This is a genomic window from Pseudomonas sp. P5_109 (assembly GCF_034009455.1).
Taxonomy (GTDB): Bacteria; Pseudomonadota; Gammaproteobacteria; order Pseudomonadales; family Pseudomonadaceae; genus Aquipseudomonas.
The window spans coordinates 357,060-378,730 of sequence record NZ_CP125380.1 but is presented as its reverse complement, the minus strand read 5'-3'; the positions used below and the strand labels follow the sequence as shown (position 1 = coordinate 378,730).

At 60.4% G+C, this 21,671-nt stretch carries 15 protein-coding genes and 1 pseudogene; 5 read left to right on the top strand and 11 right to left on the bottom strand.

The window, feature by feature from the left end; translation table 11 throughout:
* Nucleotides 1-272 precede the first annotated feature (272 nt).
* A complete protein-coding gene (locus QMK54_RS01660; RefSeq protein WP_110658361.1) occupies nt 273-1,910 on the top strand; it encodes a methyl-accepting chemotaxis protein in 1,638 nt (545 codons plus the stop codon).
* Nucleotides 1,911-1,916: 6 nt separating this feature from the next.
* Here QMK54_RS01660 and QMK54_RS01655 read toward each other — a convergent pair whose 3' ends face one another.
* Both QMK54_RS01655 and hutC read right to left on the bottom strand, forming a co-directional pair.
* On the bottom strand, nt 1,917-2,489 hold the full coding sequence (locus QMK54_RS01655; RefSeq protein WP_223590496.1) for a HutD family protein: 573 nt from the start codon (nt 2,487-2,489) through the stop codon (nt 1,917-1,919).
* Nucleotides 2,490-2,499: 10 nt separating this feature from the next.
* A complete protein-coding gene (gene hutC / locus QMK54_RS01650) occupies nt 2,500-3,210 on the bottom strand; it encodes a histidine utilization repressor (RefSeq protein WP_181432004.1) in 711 nt (236 codons plus the stop codon).
* 146 nt (nt 3,211-3,356) lie between these two features.
* On the opposite strand from hutC, the gene QMK54_RS01645 reads away from it, so the two are divergent.
* Nucleotides 3,357-4,721: a formimidoylglutamate deiminase gene (locus QMK54_RS01645; RefSeq protein WP_320401942.1), complete on the top strand. Its 1,365-nt coding sequence runs from the start codon at nt 3,357-3,359 to the stop codon at nt 4,719-4,721.
* Nucleotides 4,722-4,841: 120 nt separating this feature from the next.
* Here the strand turns inward: QMK54_RS01645 and QMK54_RS01640 are convergent, their stop codons facing one another.
* Together QMK54_RS01640 and QMK54_RS01635 are read right to left on the bottom strand one after the other, a co-directional pair.
* Nucleotides 4,842-5,411 carry a lipocalin family protein gene (locus QMK54_RS01640; RefSeq protein WP_110658365.1) on the bottom strand — a complete coding sequence of 190 codons (570 nt, stop codon included), beginning with the start codon at nt 5,409-5,411 and terminating at the stop codon, nt 4,842-4,844.
* A gap of 30 nt (nt 5,412-5,441) precedes the next feature.
* Complete coding sequence (locus tag QMK54_RS01635; RefSeq protein ID WP_007975531.1) at nt 5,442-5,696, bottom strand: hypothetical protein; 255 nt, start codon at nt 5,694-5,696, stop codon at nt 5,442-5,444.
* 282 nt (nt 5,697-5,978) lie between these two features.
* Between QMK54_RS01635 and QMK54_RS31120 the strand changes: the two are divergent.
* Together QMK54_RS31120 and QMK54_RS31115 are read left to right on the top strand one after the other, a co-directional pair.
* Nucleotides 5,979-7,013, top strand: a pseudogene (locus tag QMK54_RS31120) (cache domain-containing protein); the annotation flags it as partial.
* A 93-nt stretch (nt 7,014-7,106) separates the two neighbouring features.
* Nucleotides 7,107-7,871 carry a methyl-accepting chemotaxis protein gene (locus tag QMK54_RS31115; protein WP_411740841.1) on the top strand — a complete coding sequence of 255 codons (765 nt, stop codon included), beginning with the start codon at nt 7,107-7,109 and terminating at the stop codon, nt 7,869-7,871.
* Nucleotides 7,872-7,988: 117 nt separating this feature from the next.
* Here the strand turns inward: QMK54_RS31115 and QMK54_RS01625 are convergent, their stop codons facing one another.
* The 5 genes from QMK54_RS01625 to QMK54_RS01605 form a co-directional block, all read right to left on the bottom strand.
* A complete protein-coding gene (locus QMK54_RS01625; protein WP_320401941.1) occupies nt 7,989-8,591 on the bottom strand; it encodes a DUF924 family protein in 603 nt (200 codons plus the stop codon).
* Nucleotides 8,592-8,594: 3 nt separating this feature from the next.
* Nucleotides 8,595-9,605 (bottom strand): class 1 fructose-bisphosphatase, encoded by a 1,011-nt coding sequence (locus tag QMK54_RS01620; RefSeq protein WP_007975526.1) that lies wholly within the window; start codon nt 9,603-9,605, stop codon nt 8,595-8,597.
* A gap of 273 nt (nt 9,606-9,878) precedes the next feature.
* A complete protein-coding gene (locus QMK54_RS01615; RefSeq protein WP_110658368.1) occupies nt 9,879-11,252 on the bottom strand; it encodes a DUF3999 domain-containing protein in 1,374 nt (457 codons plus the stop codon).
* Nucleotides 11,249-14,422 carry a DUF2339 domain-containing protein gene (locus tag QMK54_RS01610; RefSeq protein WP_320401940.1) on the bottom strand — a complete coding sequence of 1,058 codons (3,174 nt, stop codon included), beginning with the start codon at nt 14,420-14,422 and terminating at the stop codon, nt 11,249-11,251. The genes QMK54_RS01615 and QMK54_RS01610 overlap by 4 nt, the downstream gene beginning before the upstream one ends.
* A gap of 230 nt (nt 14,423-14,652) precedes the next feature.
* On the bottom strand, nt 14,653-17,103 hold the full coding sequence (locus QMK54_RS01605) for a glycogen/starch/alpha-glucan phosphorylase (protein ID WP_110660760.1): 2,451 nt from the start codon (nt 17,101-17,103) through the stop codon (nt 14,653-14,655).
* 256 nt (nt 17,104-17,359) lie between these two features.
* Between QMK54_RS01605 and QMK54_RS01600 the strand changes: the two genes are divergently transcribed.
* Complete coding sequence (locus QMK54_RS01600; RefSeq protein WP_095942315.1) at nt 17,360-17,797, top strand: YkgJ family cysteine cluster protein; 438 nt, start codon at nt 17,360-17,362, stop codon at nt 17,795-17,797.
* Nucleotides 17,798-17,988: 191 nt separating this feature from the next.
* Here QMK54_RS01600 and typA read toward each other — a convergent pair whose 3' ends face one another.
* Together typA and thiI are read right to left on the bottom strand one after the other, a co-directional pair.
* Entirely contained in the window at nt 17,989-19,809 is a 1,821-nt protein-coding gene (gene typA / locus QMK54_RS01595; protein WP_007989225.1) for a translational GTPase TypA, read from the bottom strand.
* Nucleotides 19,810-19,948: 139 nt separating this feature from the next.
* On the bottom strand, nt 19,949-21,403 hold the full coding sequence (thiI, locus tag QMK54_RS01590; protein ID WP_056725781.1) for a tRNA uracil 4-sulfurtransferase ThiI: 1,455 nt from the start codon (nt 21,401-21,403) through the stop codon (nt 19,949-19,951).
* Between the last annotated feature and the right edge of the window lie 268 nt (nt 21,404-21,671).

The window sequence follows — 21,671 nt, the reverse complement described above, 5'->3', positions numbered from 1 at the left end:
ATTCAAGAAAAATCCTGAAACGGCTGGAGAGCGCCTGGAATAAGGGTTCTGGCGAAGATGAAATTTTTCAGGAGGATTTTTTGTAGCGATGGGTTTTGTTACTTGAGCGCGGTTTTGCGCCACGCTGGGGCGTTCGGTAACACCTGGTGCCCAATTGAGCGCATTCCAGAAACACCCTACAACATCATCAGAAACATCCGACTCCACCTCTATCAATCCTCGCCGACTTCACGAGCAAGCCCCCTGAAGTCACTCCTGTGAGGAAACGCGCAATGAAACAGTGGAAAGTCAAAACCCACCTCCTGCTGCTGGCCGGCATCCTGCTGGGCAGCCTGACCGGCATCGGCGCACTCGGCCTGTACGGTATGCGCACTACGGTGCAGGGACTGGAGACGGTTTACCTGGACCGGGTCATCCCGCAACAGGACCTGAAGAAAATCTCCGAGCTGTATTCAGTCCAGATCGTCGACGCTATCCACAAGGCCCGCGACGGCATCCTCAGTAGCGTCGACGCGGCGCAACAGATACGGCAAGCGATGCTTGAAATCCAACCGCTTTGGCGCACCTACCTGTCGACCCGCCTGGTTGATGAAGAGGTGCGACTGATCAACGAAATCACACCACTGATGCAGGCGACCGAAGTACCGCTTCAGCGTTTGCAGGCGGTCTTGAACCGCAACAAAGCCGCCAGTCAGAGCCTGGAGCATTTCGCCGTCCACCAGCTGTACCCCTTGATTGACCCGCTGACTTCACTGTTTTCGCAACTGACCGATGTCCAACTTAAAGAGGCACGCCGACAGTTCGAGCATAGCCAGGCACTCTATGTGGTCAATTTGAGGCAGATGGCCGTGGTCCTGGCCCTGGCACTGTTGTTTGGCAGTCTTTATGCCCTGCTGTTCAGCGCCAGGCTGGCGCGATACCTGGGCGCCGAGCCTCACGAGCTGGCCAGTATCAGCACCAGGATTGCCCAAGGCAGGCTCGGCGATCCAGTGATAGTTAACACGACGTCAACGGGTGTCATGCAATCGGTCGAGGCCATGCGACGCAGCCTGGCCAGCATGATCGGCAAGGTGCGCGAGGCCTCGCAGCATATCGAGTCCTCGACCCTGAACCTGAGCATCTCGTCTGAACAAGGCCTGAAACAGGCTGCCGAGCAAAATGGCGCGGCCTCTTCCATTGCCGCCGCTGCGGAACAGATGTCAGCCAACATCACGCACATTGCCGAGAACGCCGCGCAGGCACACGACACCACACAAAAGGCCGAACAGATCACCGCTTGCGGAATTGCCACCATGGCGCGCTCTATCATCGAGATGCAGCAGATCGCCCAGCTGGTGACCCAGACGTCAGATGAAATCGACCAATTGACCCTGCACTCCAACGCCATCGGGAAAATTGTCGGCATGATCCACAGCATTGCCGAACAGACCAATCTGCTCGCACTCAATGCCACCATCGAGGCGGCGCGGGCCGGCGATCAAGGGCGCGGGTTTGCCGTGGTGGCTGACGAAGTGCGGGAGCTGGCAACCCGCACGACCCGCTCTACCGCTGAGATTGTGGTGCTGGTGAGCACCATTCAAAGCGGCATGCGAAAAGCCAACAGCAGCATGAGCACTGGCCGCGAGCGCGTGCTTCAGGGCCAGCAGTTGATCGACAGCGCCGGTGCGTCGATGAATGACGTCAAGACCGCGCTCAACGCGTCACTCAATGCAGTCAGCCAGATCTCCAATGCCTTGCAGGAACAGCGTGAAGCCAGCGAAGACGTGGCGCGCAATGTGGAGAACGTGGCGCAGCGGGTCGAGGAAAATGTCGCGGCGCAGCAGGAGGCGGTGAAAACCATCCAGGCACTGAAACAGATGTCGAGTGAGCTGGAGGCGACCGTTCGAGGTTTTACCCTCGAACGGGAATGACCGGGATCAGTCGCGCGACGTCAGTTCGATCACGCAGCACAGCCCTTTGATGGCGACGTCCAGCAATCCGGCATCAGCCTCCAATTGCAGGCAATCATGACGGCCCAATTGCTGGGCGTTGTTATCGACCGACACCTCAGCCTGCTCACTCATGCTGAACACCAACACCGTGCCCGCCGAACTGAAGAACCGCTGCTCGCCCGACAACCACTGCAACCGCGCGCTATAACGCTGCGGCGCGTAGATCAGGTTGAAATCGCGAATCGGACCACCGAGCAATGTACAGGAGACCTTGCTTTCACCGCTGAAGGCAAACGGGTCCAGCGGTAACAGTGGCCGTGTGTCCTGGCCATCCACCGTCAGGGTCATGCCCTCGCCCTGCAAAACGGTGATCACTCGCTCGTAACCGGCGAAGGTAGAAAACCCGCCCGACTCACCGATATCGGCAATCGACAGGCGCCAGCCAAAGCCATCCAGGCCGGTGCCGGCATCACGAGTGATTTCTTCGGTGCTGCCGCCGCCGTTTTTCCACGGCATGCGTGGGTAATCTTTGGCGCGTAAAACCTTTGCGTTACTCATTTATGGCTCTCTACTTATGAAACCGACCTTCCAGACGATGACGGGAACCGGGGTGAATCAAACGAGCAGCAGTCACCGGCTGACGACCGGACCAGGTGCGGCGACGGATCAGCAGGCACGGCTCGCCTTTTTCAATCTGTAGCAATTTGCATTCGGACGACTCCGCCAGGATCGCCTCGACCACGTGCTCGCCCTCGGTCAACGGCGCGACCTGGTTCAGGTAGGCGTAGGGCGTTTGCAGGGTGAAGTCCTGCTTGAGGTAGTCCGGCGCCACCAGCGCATTGACGAAACGGTCTTCGATTTGCACCGGAATATCGTTTTCGAAATGCACGATCAGCGAGTGAAACACCCTCTGCCCTTCGCGCATGTCCAGGGCCAGGGCACGCTCGGAGCCGGCGGCCTCTTCTTCAAGGGTGATGACCTTGCAGGTGTGGCGATGACCGCGAGAGGCGATTTCGTCGGCGATGTTGTGCACTTCGAACAGGGCGGACTGGCTTTTCGGCTCGGCGACGAACGTACCGACGCCTTGCATGCGCACCAACAGACCGTCGGCAGTCATCTCGCGCAGGGCGCGGTTGATGGTCATGCGACTGAAGCCCAGCTGGCTGACCAGCTCGCTTTCCGACGGAACGCGGTAGTGCGGCGGCCAGTTTCCGCTGTCGATTTGCTGGGTGATCATTTGTTTGACGCGGGCGTACAAGGGCGCCGGACTGTCGCCCATGTTCGCGGCCAACGGAGAAACTGGAGGCGGAGTCGGCACGGTTAATCCTTGGTCATTTGATTGATGTCGCTAGCTTGCCGGAGTTTACCGGGCAGGCAAACGTCTGTATATGTATATACAAATAACACACGATGGGGTGCTTAACCATGTCCGCCTTCTTTGCCGAACGCGCGCTGCTGCCTAGTGGATGGGCCAACAATGTACGTCTTGAGGTCAGCGCCGACGGCGTATTGACCCATATCCAGGCCGATTCCCATGCAGATGGCGCCGAGCGGTTAAGCGGTCCGCTGCTGCCTGGCATGCCGAACCTGCACTCACACGCCTTCCAGCGGGCCATGGCCGGGCTGGCGGAAGTGGCGGGCAATCCGAACGACAGTTTCTGGACCTGGCGCGACCTGATGTATCGCCTTGTCGGAAAAATCAGCCCGGAGCAACTCGGCGTCATCGCTCGTCAGCTGTACATCGAAATGCTCAAGGCCGGTTACACCTCGGTGGCGGAATTTCACTACGTGCACCATGACACTGGCGGCCAACCTTATGCCGACCCGGCCGAACTGGCCCTGCGTATCAGCCAGGCTGCTACCTCCGCCGGTATCGGTCTGACCCTGTTGCCGGTGCTGTACAGCCACTCCGGTTTCGGTGGCCAGGCGCCGAACGACGGTCAGCGCCGTTTTATCAACAGCACCGAAAACTACCTCAAGCTGCAATCGCGCTTGCAGCCGATCCTCGCGCAACAGAAGGCACAGTCGCTCGGCTTGTGTTTCCACTCGTTGCGCGCGGTCACCCCGCAGCAGATCAGCGAAGTGTTGGCGGCCAGCGACAAGCAGTGCCCGGTGCACATCCATATCGCCGAACAGCAGAAGGAAGTCGACGACTGCCTGACTTGGAGCGGTCGCCGTCCGCTGCAATGGCTGTACGAAAACATCGACGTCGACCAGCGCTGGTGCCTGGTCCACGCGACCCACGCCAACCCGGAAGAAGTCACGTCGATGGCCAAGAGTCGTGCCATCGCCGGTCTGTGCCTGACCACTGAAGCCAACCTGGGCGACGGGATTTTCCCGGCGGTGGACTTCCTGGCCCAGGGCGGGCGCATGGGTATCGGTTCCGACAGCCATGTGTCGCTAAGCGTGGTGGAAGAATTGCGTTGGCTGGAATACGGCCAGCGTCTACGCGACCAGCGGCGTAATCGTTTGTATGGCGCGGATCAGCCGATGGTCGGCCGTACGCTGTTCGATGCCGCGCTGGATGGCGGCGCCCAGGCGCTGGGCCAGCCGATTGGCGCACTGGAAGTCGGCAAACGTGCCGACTGGCTGGTGCTCGACGGCAACGACCCGTATCTGGCAACGGCCAGTGGCGACGGCATTCTCAACCGCTGGCTGTTTGCCGGTGGCGATCGCCAAGTGCGCGATGTGCTGGTGAACGGGCAGTGGGTTGTGCGCGATGGACGGCATGCCGGCGAAGAAGAAAGCAGCCGCGCCTTCACCCAGGTCCTGCGCGAACTCCTGGGCTGACACCAAACAAAATGTGGGAGCGGGCTTGCTCGCGAAGAGGGCGTGTCAGTCGACGGATTTGTTGACTGACACACCACTTTCGCGAGCAAGCCCGCTCCCACATTTGATCGGTGCTGACTGTTAGTTCGACGTCTTGGCCATCTGCTGTTCCGACGCCCGCCAGATCAGCCGCGTGGTGTCATAACCCTGCTGACGCGCCTTGCTCAGCAGCTCTTCACGCACCACACCATTGACGGTCGGCGTGCGCGACAACAGCCACAAGTACTTGCGGCTTGGATCACCGACAATGGCGGTCTTGTAGTCATCGCTGACGTACAGCACCCAATATTCGCCCTTCGCCGTACCCGGGATCAGCCTGGAGAACCAGGTATCGAACTCGACCCACAGCTTGTCGCTCTTGCCGGGCACCTGTGGATAAGCCGTGCCCTTGACCTCTTCCCATTGCCACTGCGCCGTCAGGCAGCGGTTCAATACCGCGACGTTGCCGTCGGGCTTGAGCGTGTAATGAGCTTCGGATTGCGCGCAGTCACGCTGGAAGTACATCGGCAGGCGAGCCAGCTCGTACCAGGTGCCCTGGTAGCGCTTGAGGTTGACGCTTTTGACAGTCTTGGGTGCCAAGGTGTCCTGGCCAGATGTGGCACAGCCGGCCAACACCAGGCCGGCAAAAAGGATGATCAACAACCGCTTCATTATTTTTCTCCCGTGGGCAATCGCCCCGGTTTACTTCAGGCCTTGGCCGGAAAACATCAGCACTTTGTCACCGGCGAACTGCACGCTGATAAAGCTGTTCTTGTCGCCCCAGGTGCAGCTGGACATGCCCAGCGCGCCTGAACAATCGGCGGGTTTGCCCAACAGGGTCTCCACGTCGGCCTTGGCCATGCCAGCCGAGAGCTTCGAGTAGTTTTCCTGATTGACCTTGCTGCAGGCAGCCAGCAACACGCAGAACGAAAGCAGGGCGATGGAACGCAGCGACATGGTGAAACTCCGGGGGGCGTAGGGGGTTGGCATGGCTGCCAAGCTGAAGCTTAGAAGTGAAAACCCCTGTCAGGTTCCCTGCCCGACAGGCTATTTATCGGGCCACTCGTCTACCTTTTACCGAAAATCCTCCACTTTCCTTGTTTACCGGGTATTTCGTCGAGTTTCGGTAAATCCGCCTAATCTTTGGCGCCGATCAGTCGACATACATGCAACGCAATGCCACATCGGTGGCATTTGCTCCCCCCCTTTTGTTGACCAGACCCTCTGCGTAGCTCATCCATGACCAGAAACATGAAGTTCAGCCACAAGATCTTGCTGGCTGCCGCCCTCGTGGTGGCCGTCGCATTCGCTTGTTTCATCCTGTTCAACGACTATCGCCAGCGCGAAACCTTGCGCAACAGTACCGAAGCCTCGATGCAGGAGCTCGGCAGCCTGACCACCAGCAACATTCAGACCTGGCTGGAAAGCCGCATGCAATTGCTGCAATCGCTGGCCCAACAGGTCAGCGCCGATGGCAATGCGCCCGCCAGCCTGAAACGGATCATCGACCTGCCCGCCTACACCGGCAATTTCCAGCTGAGTTACTTCGGTGGCGCCGACGGCGTGATGTTCTCGGTCCCGGCAGGCAACCGTGCAGCGGACTACGACCCACGCACCCGTGGCTGGTACAAGGCGGCCAATGGCGCACAACAGACCATCGTCACCGAACCGTACATTGCCGCGTCGTCCGGCAAACTGGTGATCACCGTGGCCACCCCGGTGCAGCATCAGGGCCAGATGATTGGCGTGGCCGGCGCCGACATCGACCTGTCCAGCGTCAGCGCGATCATCAATTCGCTGAACTTCGGCGGCCACGGCCATGCGTTCATCGTCAGCGCCGACGGCAAGATCCTGATTCACCCGGACAGCAAGCTGGTGCTCAAGAGCCTGGCCGAGGCCTATCCGAGCGACACGCCGAAAGTCAGCCCGGGCATGAAAGAAGTCGAAATCGACGGCAAGCGCCAGTTCATCTCCTTCACCCATGTCAACGGCGTGCCATCGGCGAACTGGTACGTGGCACTGGTGCTCGACCAGGACACCGCGTTCTCGATGCTCAGCGAATTCCGTACCTCGGCGATCATCGCCATGGTGATTGCCGTGGTGATCATCATCGCCCTGCTGGGCATGCTGATCAGCCTGCTGATGCAGCCGCTGCTGACCATGGGTCGCGCCATGCACGACATCGCCGAAGGCGAAGGTGACCTGACCAAACGCCTGACCATCCACGGCCACGACGAATTCGGCGCGCTGGGGCTGTCGTTCAACCGCTTCGTCGAGCGCATTCACACCTCGATCATCGAAGTGTCCTCGGCCACCGGCCAGGTCAACGAAGTGGCGTTGCGTGTAGTCGCCGCGTCGAACTCGTCGATGTTCAACTCCGACCAGCAAGCCTCGCGAACCAGCAGCGTGGCCGCGGCGATCAACCAGCTCGGTGCCGCCGCCCAGGAAATCGCCCAAAACGCCGCCCTCGCCTCGCAACATTCCAGCGATGCCCGCAGCCTGGCCGAAGATGGCCAACAGGTTGTGGATAAAACCATCGCGGCGATGCAGCAGTTGTCGGCAAAGATCAGCGACTCGTGCGGCAACATCGAGACACTCAACAGCAACACGGTCAACATCGGGCAGATCCTGGAAGTGATTACCAGCATCTCCCAGCAGACCAACTTGCTGGCGCTCAACGCCGCCATTGAAGCCGCCCGCGCCGGTGAAGCCGGACGTGGCTTCGCCGTGGTCGCCGATGAGGTGCGCAACCTCGCTCACCGCACCCAGGATTCGGCGCAGCAAGTGCAGACGATGATCGAAGAGCTGCAAGTCGGCGCCCGGGCAGCGGTGGGCATCATGACCGACAGCCAGCGCCAGAGCGAAACCAGCGTCGGCATCGCCAACCAGGCGGGCGAACGCCTGGGCAGCGTGACCCAGCGCATCGGTGAAATCGACGGCATGAACCAGTCGGTCGCCACCGCCACCGAAGAGCAAACGGCTGTGGTCGAGTCGATCAACGTCGACATCACCGAGATCAACACGCTGAATCAGGAAGGTGTGGAGAACCTGCAGTCGACCTTGCGTGCGTGTGCTGATCTTGAGCAGCAGGCGGCGCGGTTGAAGCAGTTGGTGGGTAGTTTCAGGATCTGAGGCGCGCTTGCGGGCCCCATCGCTGGCAAGCCAGCTCCTACAGTAGATCTCCAGTGCGACAAAGATCCCTGTAGGAGCTGGCTTGCCAGCGATGGCGGCATCAGCAACAACGAAAAATCAGAACCGTGAGCCCGGCTTCGACAGAAACTCGAGTTCCTCAACCGTAGACTCCCGCCCCAACACCGCATTGCGATGGGGAAACCGCCCAAACTGCGCGATTACCTTCTGATGCCTCTCGGCGTAGTCCAGGTAATCAGCAAACAGCGCACGATCAACCTCCAGCTGCTGCGCCACCAGTTCGATGTAACGCGAGACGCCTTCGTTCTGCACCGCGAGGTCCTCGCTGTGCTCGAACACCAGGTAGATGAACACCCGCTGGATCGGCTGCAACTGCCGGTCGAAATCCGCGGCAATGCCTTGGGCTACCAGCTTCTGTGCCCGGAGATCGCCTGCAAAGGCTTTGGGAGTGTCGCGAAAGATCATTCGCGGGATTTGATCGAGCAGCAGCACCAATGCCAGCCAACCTTCGGGACGTTGCATCCACTCGGTCAATCCGCCGGCCAGTGCCTGCTCGGTCCAGTCCCCGAAACGCTCACGCGCTTCGAGGTCCTGGCTGTCGCGCTTGCCGAACCACAACTTGCCCTTCTGCGCCGCCACTTCGCTCGCTGATTCGGAACTCCCGAACCACCAATCAAGCAACGGCTGCCAGGGCGCGTTCATGGTTTATTCCTTGTGGTAAGCCGTGACGCGGGCAACTTCTTCTTTCGAACCGAGGAACACCGCAACACGCTGGTGCAGGCCTTCCGGTTGAATGTCGAGGATGCGCTGGTGACCGTCGGTGGACGCGCCGCCCGCCTGTTCCACCAGGAACGACATCGGGTTGGCTTCGTACATCAGGCGCAGTTTGCCCGGTTTGGACGGCTCGCGGCTGTCGCGTGGGTACATGAACAGACCGCCACGGGTCAGGATGCGGTGCACGTCGGCGACCATCGCGGCAACCCAGCGCATGTTGTAGTTCTTTTTCAGCGGACCTTCATCGCCTGCCAGCAATTCGCTGACGTAGCGCTGTACCGGGGCTTCCCAGTGACGCTGGTTGGAGGCGTTGATGGCGAATTCCTGGGTGGCTTCAGGAATGGTGATGTTTTCGTGGGTCAGGACGAAGCTGCCCATTTCACGGTCCAGGGTGAAGCCCTTCACGCCGTCGCCCAGGGTCAGGATCAGCATGGTCTGTGGACCGTAGATCGCGTAACCGGCGGCCACTTGCTGGGTGCCTGGCTGCAGGAAGGCCTTTTCATTCAAAGGCTCGTTCTGGCTCAGGTACTCGTTCGGGCAACGCAGTACCGAGAAGATGGTGCCGACCGGGGCGTTGATGTCGATGTTCGACGAACCGTCCAGCGGGTCGAATACCAGCAGGTACGCGCCTTTCGGGTATTTGCCCGGGATCTGGTAGGCGTTGTCCATTTCTTCGGACGCCATGCCGGCCAGGTGACCGCCCCATTCGTTGGCTTCAAGCAGGATCTCGTTGGAGATCACGTCGAGCTTCTTCTGCACTTCGCCCTGGACGTTTTCAGTGCCCATGCTGCCCAGAACGCCGCCGAGGGCGCCTTTGGACACGGCGTGGTTGATCTCCTTGCAGGCACGCGCCACCACTTCGATCAGGAAGCGCAGATCGGCAGGAGTGTTGTTGCTGCGGGTCTGCTCAATCAAATAGCGACTCAAGGTAACGCGGGACATGGAAGGCTCCGGTGGAATGGGGGGCTAAAAACCCGCGCAGTTTAACGCGAGTCGGGGCGCATTTCCTCCTATCAGACGTGATCGGCCGAAGAGAGTTCATGCGCGGGGTTGAGCGTAGATGGAAATGGGCCGCGCGTGGAGCTCGGATGGATGGCAAATTTCGATATCTTCGGTGATCGGCAGACCGTATTCGCGAGCAAGCCCGCTCCCACACTGGATCTGCTTCGTGGCACAAATGGTGTGTGCACAGTTGGTCCAATGTGGGAGCCTTCTTCAGGGTTTGGCAGGGGGCTTGCGCAGCAAACTGAACGCCATCGCCGCCAGGAACACCACGCAGAGCAACAACACCGCCCACAAGCCGAATTTCTTCCAGTTGGTGTCGATCGGCGCAGACGTGGCGCCTTTCGACGGTTGAATAGCCACCGCCCCGACATCCACCATGGCTCGCCCCAAAGTCGCGAGTTTCGCCGGGCTGTAATCCGGAATCAGCGTCGACAGCGGCAAGTTCGCCGCCTTCGCCGTCGCATTTCCCACGACCAGCGTGTAGGGCCCCGGCCCGCGCGCCAGGAACACCAGTTGCGTGGCGCGCACGGCAAACTTCAGCGTCGGTACCTGATCACCCAGGCCGCCGCCACGTTCGTCCACGGTCAGTTTCAATTGCTGGACGATTTGCCCTGACAGCGGCAATTCGTTTTGCACCACGTCCTGATCGTTCTGGGACAGGCGATAGAGCAAACCGCTGCCCAACGACTGCCATGGCAGGCTGCTGTCGCGCCGACCGGCCAGGCTCACCGGCGCCAGGCTGTTGGGCTGGCTCAACTCGACCCGCACCCGCTCGACATTCAGCCCCATCGGTAACTGCCAGGTGTATTCACCCGCCTTCACGCTGCCGCCGGCCAACGCCTGGGACCAGACCAACGGTAGCGGCAGGCTGCGGCTGCTGGCGCTCTGCAGTTGCGCCGAAGTCAGTGTCGGTGCCGAATGTGGTGTGATCCACAGCAACCGCAAGTAGCGCGCCGACTGGCCTGGCAGGTCGACTTCATGCTGCTCGACCCGCTCGTCGGAAAAAGTCAGGCGCGCCACCTGTCCTTCACCCCAGGACTGCCAATGCTGCAAATCGTCGCTGGCTTCGACGGTGAAGCGCTGGAAGCCGTCGCGCTCGCTGGTCCAGTCGAGAATCAACTGCTGCAACGGCGCCTTGATCGCAGAAGCATCGAGCAGCCAACCGCGCAGCTCCTCCTCCCCCGCCTCCAGCTGACTGGAGGGCTGCACCTCGACCAAGGTGCCGTTGGCGCTCGATTGCACCCGCACGCTCGGCACGGTTTCAGTGGCGTCCACCGAGTTGTACAACGGAAACCATTTCACCTCGGTCAGGGTGCGCGTTTCACTGTTCTGCGCCGACTCCCGGGCCAAGGCATAAGCCTGGACATCGCCCACGGCATTGAACACACGCACATCGCTCAGATCGGCCTGCCGCGCATTCAGTTGCACACTCAGTGGCAACTCAAGGCGATACCAAGGGCCTTCGCCCGTTACCGACAAGGGCACCCGGGTGGTGAAGTCCGCCGGTTTTTCCAGGGCAACCGCCGACAGCACCACACCCATGGCAACGGCGCCCAACCAACCCAGGTTCAGCTTCTGACTCAAGACGACACTCCTTCGGATTCCGCGACCGGTTTGCCGGCATCCGGCACAGCTTCGACGCGCTTGGGCGGCAGCGGGGCGAAATAGCCCACCACCAGCAGCAGCACGCCAACGCCAATAAACGACACAATCCGCGCCAGCCCGCCGCGATTACTCAATTCGACAAAGAACAGCTTGGCCACGACCACGCCAATCAAGGCGGCGCCGATCAGCCAGACTTCGCGGCGTCGACGCAAATGGCCGCCGATCATCAGGCCCAGGGCCATCAAGGTCCAGACGATGGAAAGGCCCGCTTGCACCCGCATCGATTCCAGCAACGGATCCAGCTCGAACGGCACCCCGCTCCAATGGTGCGCCGTGCGCATCACCAGCGCGGTAAAGAACACGAACAGCGAGGCACCTGCGACCCCTTGCGTGGCGAAGGCGGCGTAATCCTTGCGGACTGCCAGTTGTGGCATGGCGCTGCGCGACCAGACATAGACGCCGAACAACGCGAACAACAGCCCCAGCTCCAGCGGGTTGATCAATGGCACATAGGGCAGTGGCTCGGCGTTGCCGTCACTGGCGACATTCGCCAGCCAGAACCAGCCGAGCATCAACAACGCCAGCGGCGCAGCGGCGTATACACGGTATTCGCGTGGATAGGCCGAGACGGGCCAAGGCCATGTGCGAGGTGCCGCCATCAGCACCAGATACAGACTTGGCAGGATCGCCCAACCCAACCAGCGCCAGGCGTTGTATTGCTCGGACAAAACCAGCAAGGCGTAACGCAGCTCCAGAGCCAGTACCCCCATCAATAGCCAGCAGCCGAGCACATGGGCGACGCTCGTCACAGGTGCCGGCAACAGGGGGGCCAAGCGCCGCAGGGCGATGAAATGCACGACGAACACCGCAATCCAAGCCAGCCAGCCGAAGCTGGCCGCCGGGTGATAACGCGAGTGCCAGGCGGCGAGCAGCACCAGCGCTGCAGCGGGAATCAACGCCATGCAGAGTACGCCCAGTGACGGCCATTGCAGGCGCAGCGCCAACACCGCCCACAGCGCCGCACTCACGGCGGCGATGCCCAACAACAAGGTCGCCTGCATCGGCAGCGACGCAAAATGCACCACTTCGATGACCCAGGCCAACGCCCACCAGCCTGCGCCCCACACCAGCAACGCCTGGGACAATCGCAACAGGCTCAGTCCTTCGAGTGCTGCGAGCGAATGACCAATCTGCAAACGCCAGGCGCCGACCATCGCCGCCAGCCCCAGCACCAGCGGCGCCCAGAACCCGGCATGGGCCAAGGGATTAAGGCTTTCACTGAACAGCGGCCCCGTCGCCAGGAACAACGCGCCAGCCAACAGTTGCACAGCAAGCGCGCTGAACACGAACGTTCGCGATCGCAGGTGCAAGCCAATCAACAACGTCAGCACCCCGGCCAGGGCCCAACTGATCACCGTGCCGTGGCTGAAGAAGAACAGCGGCGCCAGCAAATAGAGAAACGCCAGCCCGAGGCAAGCCAGTACCGGCAAGCCATGCAGTTCCCAAGGCCGGATCTGTTCCGGCAAGGCTTTACGCAACTGGTAGAAACTGAACAGCAACGCGACGCCCAACAACAGCGCACCTAACGGGACACCGCCGAGCAGGCTGCTTTCGCTGTTGTGCAACTCGCTGAGAAACGTCAGTGCCGAACCCAGTTGCAGGAGCAAGGCAAAGGCCCGCGCCAAGGGTCTTTGCTGACGCAGACCGAGCCAGAAGATCCCCGCGCCCTCCACCGCCCACGCCGCCGTTGTCCAGCGTGCATCGAGCCCCAGCGGAATCGCCAGGCTGGCGAAGATCACCCCCAAGGCCAGGCAGGTTTCCCCCAGCAACAGGGTGCGTCCGACCATCAGCCAACGGGCGAGCCCCATGTAAATCATGCCCAGCGCCAAGGCACTGAACGCCGCGGCGAACTCCAGGTGCTGCACCAGCGTGAACTGCAAGCCGAAACCCACCAACGGCGGGCCGAACAGCAGTGTGCCGTCGACGTAGTCACCCTTGCGCGCCGACCACTGCAGCAGCGCTTCGCGACTGCTCTGTTGCGGTGCATCGCTCATTTGCATCAACTTGCGTCGGGCGTACAGCAGACCAATGACCAGGTACATCAGGAAGAACACAATCAGAAACGGCTCGGTGCTCCACAGCAACTCCGGTGAGTAAGAGCGCAAACCCCAGGCGAAACCGATGCCGAAGGTGCCAGTGAAGCCGATGACATTCAACAGCCGCCAGGCCTTGAACCAGGCAGTGGCGAGGATGCCGGCGTTGAGCAAGATGAAATAGCTGAACAGCGCGACGTGGCTGCCGGCGCCGGTGGAGGCCAGGATGGGCGCGGCGAATCCGCCCAGTGCGGCAGCGGCGGCCAACCCCAGGGAGTCCTGGGTAATGGCGAGAATCGCCGAACAGATCGTCACCGCCACCAGCAGGCCAAACGCCGCCGAGGGATCAAGCAGCGGATGCAGGCGCATCGCGGCAAACACCGTCAGGTACAACACGGCGATCCCGGTGCCCTGCAGGATCAGCGCGTAACTGCTGTTGCGCGCTCGCAACCACCAACCCAATCCGAGCAACCCCAAGGCTGCCACCGCAACGCCTGCGTAGCGCAACTCAAGCGGCACCACCACACCCTCGGTGGCGTAGCGCAGCAAAAAGGCCAGGCCGAGGAACAGCAACACCACGCCGACCCGCAACACGGTATTGCCGCCAAACAACCAGGCACGGGCGCGGCTGATCGCGCGGTCGATGAGGTTCGGGCCACGCGGTTGCGCGTCGCGAACGCTCGGCTCGTGCCTCCAGGCATCGGCGGGCTGCGGACTGTTGGTTTCGGTGGCTGCTGCAGCAATCGGTTCGAGTTCCGGCGGCAGTTCCCAGACCAACTCTCGGGCTGCGGCAGGTGTTTCATCAAGGTAGGTTTCAGGCGATGCCAGCGGTTCGGTGGTTTCCGGCGCCTTGACGCCTGACGCTTCGAGCGCCGCCAGCCGTTGCTCGACCGCTTGCAGCAGGCGTTGCTGCTCCACCGCTCGGGCGTCCATGCGCGTTATGCGAATCGCCTGGCCGATACCCAATCCGAGTAACGCGCCCAGCAGCGCATCGCTGAAAGACTCGTCGAGAATCCAGCCGAGCACCAGCCCGATCAGCATGAAAATCCATTGCATGGTTGATATCCCTAAGCGGCCCCATCATGAGGCAAGTCCGGGTGTAAAGCCTCAGTCTAGTGGCCAGACACCCGGAATCCAGTGCACCTCCACCCCCATGTGGGAGCGGGCTTGCTCGCGAAAGCGGAGTGTCAGGCAACAAAGATGTTGGCTGACACGCCCTCTTCGCGAGCAAGCCCGCTCCCACAGGGGGTGGAGGTGGCGCTTAGTATATCGACCAAGGCGTAAAACTACTCCAGCGCCTTCCAGATCTCCGTGGCGTACTCGCGAATGGTCCGGTCCGACGAGAACCAACCCATCCGCGCCGTGTTCAACACCGCTGAACGCCACCACTCCTTCGAGTCGTGCCAATGGGCCTCGACGCGCATCTGCGCATTCCAGTAGGAATCGAAATCGGCGCAGACCAGGAAACGGTCGTAATCCACCAGCGAATCGATCAGACCGGTGTAACGGGACGGATCATCCGGCGAGAACACCCCGCCACGAATCGCTTGCAGCACATCGTTCAGACGATGGGACGCGGCAATATCCGGTACCGCGCTGAACTCATGGTTCTGCTTGCGCGCTTCCACCTGCTGCGCGCTGAGGCCGAAGATGAACATGTGCTCGGCGCCGATGCGATCGCACATTTCCACGTTGGCCCCGTCCAGGGTGCCGATGGTCAGCGCGCCGTTCAGGCCGAACTTCATGTTGCTGGTGCCTGACGCTTCGAAACCGGCGGTGGAGATCTGCTCGGACAAGTCCGCCGCCGGAATGATGCTCTCCGCCAGGCTGACGTTGTAGTTGGGCAGGAACACCACTTTGAGCAAGCCGCGCACGGTCGGGTCGTTGTTCACCACACGGGCAATGTCGTTGGTCAGCTTGATGATCAGTTTGGCCTGGTGATAACTCGCGGCAGCCTTGCCGGCGAAAATTTTCACCCGTGGCACCCAGTCGATTTCAGGTTCCGCGCGGATCGCCTGGTACAACGCCACGGTGTGCATCAGGTTGAGCAACTGGCGTTTGTATTCGTGGATGCGCTTGACCTGCACATCGAACATCGCCGCCGGGTTGACCGCCACGCCCAGCCGCTCATGGATCAGGTACGCCAGGGCTTTCTTGCTGTGCAGGCGCTGCTCGGCAAATGCCTTGCGGAATGCACTTTTCTCGGCGAACGGTTCGAGGGCGAGCAAACGCTCTTCCGGGTTATCCAGTACTTCGGGCCCGAGGGTGTCGACCAGCATCGAGGTCAGCTCCGTGTTGGCCTGATACAGCCAGCGACGGAAGGTGATGCCGTTGGTTTTGTTGTTGATGCGATCCGGGTAGAGCTTGTGCAGTTCGGAGAACACCGTCTGGCGCATCAGTTGCGTGTGCAGCCCGGATACACCGTTGATGCTGTGGGAGCCGAGAAACGCCAGGTTGCCCATGCGCACTCGGCGACCGTTGTCTTCCTCGATCAGCGACACCGCGCGCAGTACGTCGAAGTCGTGAATGCCTTTGGCCCGGAGCGAGTCGATGTGATGGGCGTTGATCAGGTAAATGATCTGCATGTGCCGCGGCAACATGCGCTCCATCAAGCCGACCGGCCAGGTTTCCAGCGCTTCGGGGAGCAATGTGTGGTTGGTGTAGGACAGCGTATCGACGGTGACCTGCCACGCTGCATCCCACGCCACGTCATACACGTCGACCAGTTGCCGCATCAGTTCAGCCACGGCAATCGAGGGGTGAGTGTCGTTGAGCTGGATCGAAGCGTGATCGCCCAGGGTCAGCACCGAGGTGTGCATGTTGCGATGACGGCGCAGCAGGTCCTGCAACGAGGCGGCGACGAAGAAGTACTCCTGGCGCAGGCGCAACTCCTGGCCGGCCTCGGTGCTGTCCGCCGGGTACAGCACCCGGGAGATACTTTCGGCCCGGGCCACTTCGGCCACGGCGCCCAAGTGGTCGCCGGCGTTGAAACGCTCCAGGTGCAGATCTTCCATGGCCCGGGCGCGCCACAGGCGCAGCGTGTTGACGCTCGCCCCGCGCCAGCCGACCACTGGCGTGTCGTAGGCAATGGCCCGCACGGTTTCCGCCGGGTGCCAGACCTGCCTGGACTTGCCGTTTTCATCGGTCACGGTTTCGACGCCGCCGCCAAAACCGATCGGGTACACCACCTCCGGCCGCTCAAACTCCCAGGGATTGCCGAAATCCAGCCAGTGCTCGGTCTGCTCCTGCTGCCAGCCGTCGACGATCGCCTGGCGGAACAACCCGTGTTCGTAACGAATACCGTAGCCATGACCGGCGATGCCGAGGGTCGACATGCTTTCCAGGAAACACGCCGCCAGGCGCCCGAGACCGCCGTTGCCCAGAGCTGCATCGGGCTCCAGCAAGCGGATGCGCTCAAGGTCGACGCCGAGTTCGGTCAGGGCTTCGCGCGCCACGTCGAGCAGGCCGAGGTTGCTCAGGCTGTCGAACAGCAGGCGACCGATGAGAAACTCCAGGGAGAGGTAATAAACGCGCTTCTGGCCTTTACGGTAGATCTGCCGCGTATGGTCCATCCAGTGCTCGACCATATGGTCCCGCGCGGCCAGGGCAATGGCTTCGAACCAGTCATGGTCGAAGGCGTGATCCGGGTCTTTACCCACTGCATAAGTGAGTTTGGTCAAGACGGCGTCGCGGAATGCGGCCACCTCTGCTTCGCGAACAAGTGGTTCTTGAGTCATCGATAGGACCTCGAGCGAGCTTGGAGTTGTCTGAGCCTAGACGGTCTGACAGGCGGTAGAGGCTCTGGTTCGGCAGTTTTTCCCTTGAAGACGAGCTGGATCGACTTTGCGTTGTCATGTGCCTGAATGAATGCAGGGCCCGTGCCGATTTTCCGGCTGTTTGCACCGTCTGCGAAAAAAACTGGCGAAAGGTTGTTCAAAAATCCACCAGTCCCGGTATGATCGCGCGCCCTGATGCACACGCTGGTAACAAACGATGATGAAGCCGAACCTGATCGCTGCCGCAGAGATCGACCGCCTCGATACCTGGGCCAAGTACTCTGCCCCGATGTGCGGCTCGTGCATGTCCAGCTGCTGCACCCTGCCGGTCGAGGTCAAGATCAAGGATCTGGTCCGTATCGGCGTGGTCGATGAATTCGAGCTGGGTGACCCGCCAAAGAACATCGCCAAGCGCCTGCAAAAGGAAGGTTTGGTCGAGCGCTTCAACCAGAAGTCAGGAATCTTCACCCTCCAGCGCATGAGCAACAACGATTGCTACTACCTGGATCGTAAGAGCCGTCTGTGCACTATTTATGAAAAGCGCCCGGATACTTGCCGCAACCACCCGAAAATCGGCCCGCGGCCGGGGTATTGCGCGTACAAGCCGAAGGAAGTGGAGCGCGAGCGGAGTTCGCGGGCGATTGAGCGGTTCTGATATTTCCTGATTTCTGCGGCGACTGATCAGCCCTCTTCGCGAGCAAGCCCGCTCCCACATTGGAATGCGTTTCCCCTGTGGGAGCGGGCTTGCTCGCGAAGGGGCCAGCACAAACACCGCACAAACCCCAGACAAACAAAAACGCCCCCGGCCTTTCGACCGGGGGCGTTTTCGTTAAGCCAGGCTAAATCTTATGCCTTGGCTTTCTTGGCAGCGCGGGTACGCTCGCTTTCGTCAAGAATTTTCTTACGCAGGCGAATCGACTTTGGAGTCACTTCGCACAATTCATCGTCCTGGATGAATTCCAGAGCCTGTTCCAGGGTGAAGCGAACAGGTGGAACCAGGGCGATGGTTTCGTCTTTACCCGAAGCACGCATGTTGTCGAGCTTCTTGCCCTTGGTAGGGTTAACGCCCAGGTCGTTGTCACGGCTGTTCAGACCAACGATCTGACCGTTGTAGATTTCCTGACCGTGTTCTACGAACAGCTTGCCACGCGCCTGCAGGGTTTCCAGGGAGTAGGTCAGTGCCTTGCCGGTTTCAACCGAAACCAGAACGCCGTTCTGACGGCCGGACATGTCGCCGGACTTCATCACGTCGTAACGGTCGAAGATCGAGGTCAGGATGCCAGCACCGTTGGTCAGGGTCAGGAACTGGTTACGGAAACCGATCAGACCACGAGCAGGGATGTTGTATTCCAGACGTACACGGCCTTTGCCATCCGGCACCATGTTGGTCAGGTCGCCCTTACGCAGGCCCATCTCTTCCATCACCTTGCCCTGGGATTCTTCCGGCAGGTCGATGGTGACGTTTTCGAACGGTTCGTGCTTCACGCCGTCAACCAGACGGATGATCACTTCCGGACGGCCTACAGCCATTTCGAAGCCTTCGCGACGCATGGTTTCGATCAGAACCGAGAGGTGCAGCTCACCACGGCCGGAAACCTTGAACTTGTCAGCCGAGTCGCCTTCTTCAACGCGCAGTGCAACGTTGTACAGCAGCTCTTTGTCCAGACGTTCCTTGATGTTACGGGACGTCACGAACTTGCCTTCTTTACCGCAGAATGGCGAGTCGTTTACCTGGAAGGTCATGGAAACGGTTGGCTCGTCGACGGTCAACGGCTTCATCGCTTCAACGGTGTCCGGGTGGCACAGGGTGTCGGAGATGAACAGCGAGTCCATACCGCTGATGCACACGATGTCGCCTGCTGCAGCTTCTTCAACGTCTACACGGTGCAGACCGTGGTGACCCATCAGCTTCAGGATACGACCGTTGCGCTTCTTGCCGTCGGCGCCGATAGCGACAACCGGGGTGTTCGGCTTGACGCGACCACGAGCGATACGGCCAACACCGATAACACCCAGGAAGCTGTTGTAGTCCAGTGCGGAGATCTGCATCTGGAACGGACCTTCACGGTCAACAGCCGGCGCGGGTACGTTGTCGACGATCGACTGGTACAGCGGGGTCATGTCTTCAGCCATTTCGGTGTGGTCCAGACCGGCAATACCGTTCAGGGCCGAGGCGTAGACGACTTTGAAGTCCAGCTGTTCTTCGGTAGCACCCAGGTTGTCGAACAGGTCGAAGATCTGGTCCAGAACCCAGTCCGGACGCGCGCCTGGACGGTCAACCTTGTTGATGCACACGATCGGACGCAGGCCGGCTTCGAAAGCCTTCTTGGTCACGAAACGGGTTTGCGGCATAGGGCCGTCTTGAGCGTCAACCAGCAGCAGAACGGAGTCGACCATCGACATTACGCGTTCAACTTCGCCGCCGAAGTCGGCGTGGCCCGGGGTGTCCACGATGTTGATGTGGTAGCCGTTCCAGTTGATGGCGGTGTTTTTCGCCAGAATGGTAATACCGCGCTCTTTTTCCTGGTCGTTGGAGTCCATCACGCGCTCGTCGTTGAGCTCGTTGCGCTCCAGGGTGCCGGATTGACGCAGGAGTTTGTCTACCAGGGTGGTCTTACCATGGTCAACGTGGGCAATGATGGCGATGTTGCGTAGATTTTCGATCACTTGTGTATCTCGATCAGAGGATTCGGTGTGCTGACAAGTCTTGGCAGCGATTAACAGTAGCGTCCGTGAAAGCCGTTACAGCTTGACGGTGGCATCGGGGGGCCGGTGACGCAGGCCACAGGCAAACAGCCCCGGGCACTTAGCTCGGTCGATAAACGCGCACATTGGCATGCCCCTCACTGAGCAAATGGTGGGCATGCAGGCGACTCATCACGCCTTTGTCGCAATACAGCAGGTACTGGCGAGTAGGGTCCAGTTCCTTGAAACGAGCGTTCACTGCATAAAACGGCATCGTTTGTACCTCGATGCCAGCAAGGTCCAGCGGGTCGTCTTCAGCGGCATCCGGGTGACGGATGTCGATGACGATCTGACCGGCCAGCGCTTCGCTGACTTCTTCAATCTGCAAGTCCTGGCCCAATTCGTCGATCACGCGATCGATCGGCACCAGCTTGGCGTTTTCGAGCGCACGCTCGAGTACCGCCATATCGAATTCTTTCTCTTCGTGCTCGACGCGGTGGCGCTTGGCCGCGGTCTTCGGATTGACCGAGATGACCCCGCAGTACTCCGGCATGTGCCGGGCGAAATCGGCGGTGCCGATCTCGTTGGCCGTGTCGATGATGTCCTGCTTGTGCGCGACGATCAGTGGACGCAGGACCAGCTTGTCGGTCACGCAATCGATCACCGACAGGTTCGGCAACGTCTGGCTCGACACCTGGGAGATCGCCTCACCGGTGACCAGCGCATCGATGTGCAGTCGATCGGCAATCTGGGAGGAAGCGCGCAACATCATACGCTTCAATACTACGCCCATATGACTGTTATCGACTTTGCCGAGAATTTCGCCCAGTACTTCCTCGAACGGCACACTGACAAATAGCACGCGTTGGGAGCTGCCGTACTTCTTCCAGATGAAATGCGCGACTTCCATGACGCCCAATTCGTGGGCACGTCCGCCCAGATTGAAGAAGCAGAAATGCGCCATCAGGCCGCGGCGCATGATCTGGTAGGCCGCCACGGTGGAGTCGAAACCACCGGACATCAGCACCAGCGTCTGCTCCAGGGCGCCCAGCGGGTAGCCGCCGATGCCATTGTGCTGGCTGTGGATCACGAACAACCGTTGGTCGCGAACTTCGATCCGGACTTCAATTTCAGGCTTTTTCAGGTCGATCCCGGCGGCACCACACTGACGGCGCAACTGGCTGCCGACATATTTTTCGATATCGATCGAGCTGAATGGGTGCTTGCCGGCGCGCTTGCAACGCACTGAAAAGATCTTGCCGGCCAGTGCATCACCGTAGTGCTGCTTGCACTTTTCAACGATGTCGTCGAAATCGCCCAGCGGGTATTCGTCGATTTGCAGGAAGTGCGCGATGCCCGGCATGCAGCTCAGGCGCTCGCCCATCTCCTTCAGGGCCTTGGGGTCGCTGACGCGGGTTTCCAGCTCGAGGTTGTCCCACACGCCGTTCACCACCACAGCCGGGTCCAGATCGCGGAGCACGGCACGGATGTTCTTGGCCAACTGACGGATGAAACGCATCCGTACCGGGCGGCTCTTGATGGTGATCTCGGGGAAGACTTTTACGATTAATTTCATGGAAACAGCGCGCGCGAGGCCTGCCGAAAAAGGGGGGCGCGGATTATAGCGGAAATTGCTCAAGGTTTAACCAGTTAATGTGCAGAAGGTTTTTCGCGCACCAAAACAGGTCACTTACTGAAATAAACGCCACATTGTAGGGCGCGTTTTTCCGCTTTAAGGTGCTTTTCCGCCTGACAGGCGTGAAATTGGGGCAAAAAACCCATGGTGGGGCACTGGCATGCAATTTGCTCCCTTGTGAGGCAGGTTGCCTTGGCAGAGTATTCGC